The sequence below is a fragment of the Streptomyces sp. NH27 genome (assembly GCF_056859195.1).
In genome coordinates, this window is the sequence record NZ_JACEGK010000356.1 from 1 (window position 1) to 8,242 (window position 8,242).

The following is an 8,242-nucleotide window of genomic DNA, read 5'->3' on the forward strand; positions in this document are numbered from 1 at the left end:
GTTCATAATCCGGTGTCGGCCGGGAGCCCGGCCGTTGATACTCGGATACGTGTTCATGACGATCACTGCCACCGGCAGCACCGAAGTTCCGGCCACTGACCTGGGGTTCCTGCTCCACAAGCATCCGGACAGGACACAGGCGTTCTCGACGGCCTACGGCGAGGCGCATGTGTTCTACCCCGAGGCCACCGCCGAGTCGACCACCGCGGCACTGCTGCTGGAGGTGGATTCGCCCGCGCTGGTGCGGCGGGGTAAGGGCCGGGGCCGTGGCGGCGCGCCCGACGCCGCGCTCGCGCAGTACGTGAACGACCGGCCGTACGCCGCGTCGTCGCTGCTGGCGGTGGCGTTGCGGACGGTGTTCTCCAGCGCGCTGCGCGGGGAGTGCCGGACGCATCCGGAGCGGGCGGCGGCGCCGATGCCGTTGCGGGTCGAGGTGCCTGTGCTGCCCGCGCGGGGTGGGCCCGAGCTGGTGGCGAAGTTGTTCGAGCCGCTGGGGTGGCGGGTGGTGGCCGACCCGATCCCGCTCGACCAGCGATTCCCGGAGTGGGGTGAGTCGCGGTATGTGGCACTGACGTTGGAAGGGGAATTGCGGCTGGCGGATGCGTTGCGGCACCTGTATGTGCTGCTGCCTGTGCTGGACGACGCCAAGCACTACTGGGTGTCGGCGGACGAGGTGGACAAGCTGCTGAGGTTCGGCGAGGGGTGGCTGCCGCGGCACCCGGAGCAGAAGTTGATCACCAGCCGCTACCTGTCCCGGCGGTGGTCGCTGACGCGGGAGGCGATGGAGCGGCTGGAGCTGGTCCGGCTGGCGGAGGCCGACGACATCGAGGTCGAGGAGATCGACAACGCGGTGGAGCCGGAACAGCCCGAGGAGGTGGCGGAGCGGCCGGCGCCGTTGGCGGTGCAGCGCAGGGAGGCGATCCTCGCCGAGCTGCGTGGTGCGGGTGCGGCGCGGGTGCTGGATCTGGGCTGCGGGCAGGGGCAGTTGGTGGCGGCGATGCTGAAGGAGGTGCGGTTCACCGAGATCGTGGGTGTGGACGTATCGGTGCGGGCGCTGGACATCGCGGCGCGCCGGTTGCGGCTGGACCGGATGGGGGAGCGGCAGGCGGGGCGGGTCGCGCTGCTCCAGGGTTCGCTGGCGTACACCGACGCACGGTTGAAGGGCTATGACGCGGCGGTGCTCAGCGAGGTGGTCGAGCACCTGGACCTGCCGCGGCTGCCGGCGCTGGAGTACGCCGTGTTCGGGGCGGCCCGCCCGTGGACGGTGGTCGTGACGACGCCGAACGTCGAGTACAACGTGCGGTGGGAGTCGTTGCCGGCCGGGCATGTGCGGCACGCGGACCACCGGTTCGAGTGGACGAGGGCGCAGTTCGGCCAGTGGGCGGAAGGGGTGGCGGAGCAGTACGGCTACCAGGTGCGGTTCGTGCCGGTGGGGCCGGACGACCCGGAGGTGGGGCCGCCCACGCAGATGGCCGTCTTCGGCCGTGCCGCGGACGGCGTTGCGGAACACGGCACCGAGACCCGTATGGACCAGAAGCAGGACCAGGACAAGAAGAACGAGAAGGAGGCCGCCGCATGACCGAGCGCCGTACGACCCCGGAGACCCCGGGCGCCCCGGACGCGCCGGTTTCCGAGGCCGCGCCGGGCGCCGTGAAGCCGCCGCGCGAGCTGGCAGTCACCGACCTCTCGCTGGTCGTGCTGATCGGGGCCACCGGTTCGGGCAAGTCCACTTTCGCCGCGCGGCACTTCAAGCCGACCGAGGTGATCTCGTCGGACTTCTGCCGCGGGTTGGTCGGCGACGACGAGAACGACCAGAGCGTGACGCGCGACGCGTTCGACGTGCTGCACTACATCGCGGGCAAGCGGCTCGCGGCGGGGCGCCGCACCGTGATCGACGCGACCAGCGTGCAGATCGAGGCGCGCCGCCAGCTGATCGCGCTGGCCCGCGAGCACGACGTGCTGCCGATCGCGATCGTGCTGGACGTGCCGGAGCGGGTGTGCGCCGATCGCAACGCGGCCCGCCCGGACCGGGCCGGGATGCCCCGCCACGTCATCCAGCGCCACCAGCGCGAGCTGCGCCGTTCGCTGCGCGGGCTGGAGCGGGAGGGCTTCCGTAAGGTCCACATCCTGCGCGGCACCGAGGAGGTGGACACCGCGCGGGTGGCCACCGAGCGCCGTTACAATGACCTGACGCATCTCACCGGCCCCTTCGACATCATCGGCGACGTGCACGGATGTAGTTCGGAGCTGGAGACGCTGCTGGCGAAGCTCGGTTACCACGACGGCACGCACCCCGAGGGCCGTACCGCCGTGTTCGTCGGCGACCTGGTCGACCGGGGCCCGGACAGCCCGGGTGTGCTGCGCCGCGTGATGGGCATGGTCGAGGCGGGCACTGCCCTGTGCGTGCCCGGCAACCATGAGAACAAGCTCGGCCGCTACCTCAAGGGCCGCAAGGTGCAGCACACCCACGGCCTCGCCGAGACCATCGAGCAGTTCGAGCGGGAGGACGAGCGGGACCCCGAGTTCCGTGCCCGGGTGAAGACCTTCGTCGAGGGCCTGGTCAGCCACTACGTGCTGGACGGCGGCAAGTTGGTGGTCTGCCATGCCGGGCTGCCCGAGAAGTACCACGGCCGCACCTCCGGCCGGGTCCGCTCGCACGCCCTGTACGGCGACACCACCGGCGAGACCGACGAGTTCGGCCTGCCCGTGCGCTACCCGTGGGCCGAGGACTACCGCGGCCGCGCCGCCGTCGTCTACGGTCACACCCCCGTGCCGACCACGTCCTGGATCAACAACACCCTCTGCCTCGACACCGGCGCCGTCTTCGGCGGCCGGATGACGGCGCTGCGCTGGCCGGAGCGGGAGATCGTCGACGTGCCGGCCGAGCGGGTCTGGTACGAGCCGGTGAAGCCGCTCGCCACGCCCGCGCCCGGCGCGAAGGACGGCCGTCCGCTCGACCTCGCCGATGTCGCCGGCCGCCGCACCGTGGAGACCACCCGGATGGGTCGGCTCGCCGTCCGGGAGGAGAACGCGGCCGCCGCCCTGGAGGTGATGAGCCGCTTCGCGGTCGACCCGCGCCTGCTCGGCTACCTGCCGCCGACCATGTCGCCGTGCGCCACGTCCACTCAGGAGGGCTACCTGGAGCACCCGGCCGAGGCGTTCGCCGCCTACCGGGACGACGGCGTCGCGCAGGTCGTCTGCGAGGAGAAGCACATGGGCTCGCGCGCGGTCGCCCTGGTCTGCCGCGACGAGGCCACCGCAAGAGACCGTTTCGGCGTGATCGCCCCCGGGGTCACCGGCACCCTGCACACCCGCACCGGCCGGCCCTTCTTCGACAGCCCCACCGTCACCGAGGAGGTGCTGGCCCGGCTGCGCGCGGCCGTCACCGCCGCCGGGCTGTGGGAGGAGTTGGGCACCGACTGGCTGCTGCTCGACGCCGAGTTGCTGCCCTGGTCGCTGAAGGCGTCCGGTCTGCTGCGCAAGCAGTACGCGGCGGTGGGCGCCGCGTCCGGTGCCGCCTTCCCCGCCGCCCTCGCCGCGCTGGAAGCGGCAGCCGGGCGAGGCACCGACGTCTCCGCGCTGCTGGCCCGGCAGGGCGAGCGGGCCGCCGACGCGGCCGCGTTCACCGAGGCGTACCGCCGCTACTGCTGGAGCACCGACGGGCTCGACGGGGTGCGGCTGGCACCGTTCCAGCTCCTCGCCGTCCAGGACCGCAGCCTCGCCGACGTGCCGCACGACCGGCAGCTCGCGCTCATCGACCGCCTGGTCGAGGCCGACGCCAGCGGCGTGCTCCGGGCCACCCGCAGGCTCCTCGTCGACACCGGCGACGAGGAGTCGGTGGCCGCCGGGGTGCGCTGGTGGCTGGAGATGACCGAGGCGGGCGGCGAGGGCATGGTGGTCAAGCCGCTGGCCGCGGTGGTGCGCACCGAGTCCGGCCGGCTGGTGCAGCCCGGGGTGAAGTGCCGCGGCCGGGAGTATCTCCGGATCATCTACGGCCCGGAGTACACCCGCCCCGAGCACCTGGCCCGGCTGCGCAGCCGCGCACTCGGCCACAAGCGGTCCCTCGCCCTGCGCGAGTACGCCCTCGGCCTGGAGGCGCTGGACCGGCTCGCCGCCGGTGAGCCGCTATGGCGGGTGCACGAAGCGGTCTTCGCGGTGCTCGCGCTGGAGTCCGAGCCGGTCGACCCGCGGCTGTGAAGTAGCGGCTGCGAACTCACGGTTGCGAACCGGCCCGCCCGTCGGGCCTTACGGTGCCGTGCCGCTCGCCAAGCGGTACGGCACCGCCCGGGCACCCCACGGCTCGGGCTCGGCCACCGCCCGGGCACCCTGCGCCCGGACCCGCCACACCACGGACTCGGCACAACGGGCGCGGTGCCGTGTTGAGCCGTCCCCGACATGGGAAGCTCTTCTTCCATGGCTTCCATGGCGGACAACGGCTTCCACGTCGACTCCGAGACCGGGCGGCTGCGCCGCGTCATCCTGCACCGCCCGGATCTCGAACTGAAGCGTCTGACCCCGACCAACAAGGACGCGCTGCTCTTCGACGACCTGTTGTGGGTCCGCCGGGCCAGGGCCGAGCACGACGGGTTCGCCGACGTGCTGCGCGACCGCGGCGTGCAGGTCCACCTCTTCGGCGACCTGCTGTGCGAGTCGCTGGAGGTGCCGGCGGCGAAGCGGCTGGTCCTCGACCGGGTCTTCGACGAGAAGGAGTACGGCCCGCTGGCCACCGGGCATCTGCGGGCGGCGTTCGACGAGTTGCCGGCCCCGGACCTGACCGAGGCGCTGGTCGGGGGCATGACGAAACGGGAGTTCCTGGACCGGTTCGCCGAGCCGGTCTCGGTCCGGTTCCACGCCATGGACCTGGACGACTTCCTGCTCAACCCGCTGCCCAACCACCTGTTCACCCGCGACACCTCGGCCTGGGTCTACGACGGGGTGAGCATCAACGCGATGCGCTGGCCGGCCCGGCAGCGCGAGACCGTGCACTTCGAGGCGATCTACCGGCACCACCCGCTCTTCGCCGACGGCGGCTTCCACGTCTGGTCCGAGGGTCAGAACGCGTATCCGTCGACGATCGAGGGCGGCGACGTCCTGGTGATCGGCCGCGGCGCGGTGCTGATCGGGATGAGCGAGCGCACCACCCCGCAGGCCGTCGAGATGCTGGCGCGCGGGCTGTTCGCGGCCGGTTCGGCCCGCACCATCGTGGCGCTGGACATGCCGAAGGGGCGGGCGTTCATGCACCTGGACACGGTGATGAGCATGGTCGACGGCGACACCTTCACGCAGTACGCGGGCCTGGGGATGCTCCGCTCGTACACCATCGAGCCGGGCTCGGAGGAGGGCGAGTTGAAGGTCACCGACCACGCGCCGGAGCACATGCACCGGGCGATCGCCGCCGCGCTCGGCCTCGACGCGATCACGGTGCTCACCGCCACGCAGGACGTGCACGCCGCCGAGCGCGAGCAGTGGGACGACGGCTGCAACGTGCTGGCGGTGGAACCCGGGGTGGTGGTGGCGTACGAGCGCAACGCGACCACCAATACGTTCCTGCGCAAGCGCGGCATCGAGGTGATCGAGATCCCCGGCAGCGAACTGGGCCGGGGCAGGGGAGGGCCGCGCTGTATGAGCTGCCCGATCGAGCGTGACGCGGTGTGACGTGACGCGGTGTGACCGGCGGCCCACCGAAGAGGGCTGTATAAGAATGCCGATCATCGTATAGGGTTCCAGTATTCTATGACACCGCACGCTAGGAGTTCCCGCATGGCCGTCGACCTCAAGGGCCGGCACTTCCTCAAGGAGCTGGACTTCACTCCGGAGGAGTTCCGCCACCTCGTGGAGCTGGCCGCGGAGCTGAAGGCGGCCAAGAAGTCGGGCACCGAGGTGCAGCGGTTGCGCGGGCGGAACATCGCGCTGATCTTCGAGAAGACGTCCACCCGTACCCGCTGCGCCTTCGAGGTCGCCGCCGCCGATCAGGGCGCCTCCACCACCTACCTCGACCCGTCCGGCTCGCAGATCGGCCACAAGGAGTCGATCAAGGACACCGCCCGGGTGCTGGGCCGGATGTTCGACGGCATCCAGTATCGCGGGCACGCCCAGACCGCCGTCGAGGAGCTTGCCGCATACGCCGGCGTGCCGGTGTGGAACGGCCTCACCGACGAGTGGCACCCCACCCAGATGCTCGCCGACGTCCTCACCATGACCGAGCACAACCCCAAGCCGCTGCCCGAGATCTCCTACGCCTACCTCGGCGACGCCCGCTACAACATGGGCAACTCGCTGCTGGCCACCGGCGCGCTGCTCGGCATGGACGTGCGGATCGCCGCGCCCGAGGCCATGTGGCCGCAGGCCGACGTGGTCGCGCAGGCGCGCGAGCTGGCCGGACGCACCGGGGCGCGGATCACCCTCACCGAGAGTGTCGAGGAGGGCGTCCGCGGCGCCGACCACGTGCACACCGACGTGTGGGTGTCGATGGGCGAGCCCAAGGAGGTCTGGGACGAGCGCATCCAACTGCTCGCCCCGTACGCCGTCACGGCCGACGTGATGCGGGCCACCGGCAACCCGCGGGCCACTTTCCTGCACTGCCTGCCCGCGTTCCACGACCTGGGCACCGCCGTCGGCCGCGAGATCCACGAACGGCATGGCCTGGACCACTTGGAGGTCTCCGACGAGGTCTTCGAGTCGGGGCAGTCCGTCGTCTTCGACCAGGCCGAGAACCGTATGCACACCATCAAGGCGATCCTCGTCGCGACGCTCGGCTGAGCCCGGCGCCTCCGGGCGGCCGGCCGAACTCGGCTAGGGTACGGACGAGTTCCGGTCCCCGAGGCCGGAAGCGGGCCGGCCGGCAGGGGGAGGCATGGAGAACGGCGAGAGCGCGCCGACCAGCACCGCGGACAGCGGGCCGGGAGAGGCGCGGTCCGTGCTGACGGCGGTCGTGGTGCACGCCGAGGGCGCGGTGTGCACGCGCCGGGCCCCGATCGTATTGCCCGCGTCCGCGTCTGCGCCCGCGCCCGGCGACTCCGCGTTCCGGGTTCGGATCGGCGGCCTGCCACCGACGTTGAGCGGGGGTTCGCTGCGCGGGAGCGTGGTGTCGGGGCCGCCCGGGCTGCGGGTGGCGGACATCCGCGTCGATGTCGCGGCCACGCTGCGGCGCGGCGATGAGACGCCCGGCCTGCGGCTGGACCTGGAGGACGCGGAGGACCGCCTCGCGAGGCTGCGGGACCGCCGCGGCCGGCTGGCGGGCGAGATCGAGGAGGTCGCCGGGTTCCGGGCCGAGCCGCCCCAGTCGCGGCGCGGCGACCCGCCCCGCTGGGCCCCGGTGGAGTCCATCCTCGCGCTGGCCGGATTCGTCGACGCGCGGCTGGCCGTGCTGCACACCCGACTGCGCGCCACCGAGGACGAGTTGGAGCAGGCCGAGCACGACGCCGACGTTCTCAGGCACCGGCTGGACGAGTCGTCCGGCGCGCTGCCGGCCGACCGGGTGGAGCCGTCCGCGTACGCGATGGTGACGCTGGTGTCCGAAGACGCCGGCCAAGCCGACGGAACCCGAGGCGCCGGCGGGAACGGCCCCGGCGAAGACACGGGCCGCACCGAAGGCGCCGGCCACATCGGAGGACCCGAGGAACCGGGAGGACCCGAAGCCGCTGCCGGCGCGGCTCCCTCGCCCGAGCCATTGCCCGAAATTCCCCCCGTAGAAGCCGAGTTGGAGCTGGAGTACCACGTACCCGGTGCCACCTGGACCCCCGTCTACCAGCTGCGCCTCGACGGTGGCAGCGGCGCCGGAACCCTTGTGCTGCGCGCCTGCGTCGCCCAGCGGACCGGCGAGGACTGGACGGGCGTACGGCTCGGCCTGTCCACCGCGGACCTGCTGCGCCGCGCCGACCTGCCGGAGCTGCGCAGCCTGCGGATCGGCCGCAGCCAGCAGGAGCCGTCCGGCCCGAGCTGGCGCGAACCCCCGCCCGGGCTCGACGAGTTGTTCGCGGGCTACGACACCGCGAAGGCAGCCGAGGACGCGCGGCACCCGCAACTGCCGCCGCCGGGTTACGTCTTGGCCTCCGCCCCCCTCTCGCCGCTCGCGCCGGGCGGTGCCCTACCCCGGTCCCAGTCCTTCGGGCCGCTGGGCGAGGGCTACGGACTCCCGCAGGAGGAAGCCGACTTCGGCTACGGAGGCGCGGCCGAAGTCACCCGCTCGTTCTCCGGGTCCGCGCCGCCCGCGCCGACACCCGCGGCCGTACAACCCCGGCAC

The 8,242-nt window shown here is 72.4% G+C and carries 5 protein-coding genes; all 5 read left to right on the forward strand.

Annotated elements, in window-relative coordinates:
* The first annotated feature begins 49 nt into the window (after positions 1-49).
* On the forward strand, positions 50-1,579 hold the full coding sequence (locus AC13HU_RS25485) for a 3' terminal RNA ribose 2'-O-methyltransferase Hen1 (RefSeq protein ID WP_483044281.1): 1,530 nt from the start codon (positions 50-52) through the stop codon (positions 1,577-1,579).
* On the forward strand, positions 1,576-4,197 hold the full coding sequence (locus AC13HU_RS25490; protein WP_483044282.1) for a polynucleotide kinase-phosphatase: 2,622 nt from the start codon (positions 1,576-1,578) through the stop codon (positions 4,195-4,197). The genes AC13HU_RS25485 and AC13HU_RS25490 overlap by 4 nt, the downstream gene beginning before the upstream one ends.
* A gap of 225 nt (positions 4,198-4,422) precedes the next feature.
* Positions 4,423-5,655, forward strand: a complete 1,233-nt coding sequence (locus AC13HU_RS25495; protein WP_483044283.1) for an arginine deiminase — start codon at positions 4,423-4,425, stop codon at positions 5,653-5,655.
* A 105-nt stretch (positions 5,656-5,760) separates the two neighbouring features.
* Positions 5,761-6,759, forward strand: a complete 999-nt coding sequence (argF, locus tag AC13HU_RS25500; RefSeq protein WP_483044284.1) for an ornithine carbamoyltransferase — start codon at positions 5,761-5,763, stop codon at positions 6,757-6,759.
* 94 nt (positions 6,760-6,853) lie between these two features.
* The coding region (locus AC13HU_RS25505) for a DUF4140 domain-containing protein (protein ID WP_483044285.1) at positions 6,854-8,242 on the forward strand (1,389 nt) is incomplete at its 3' end.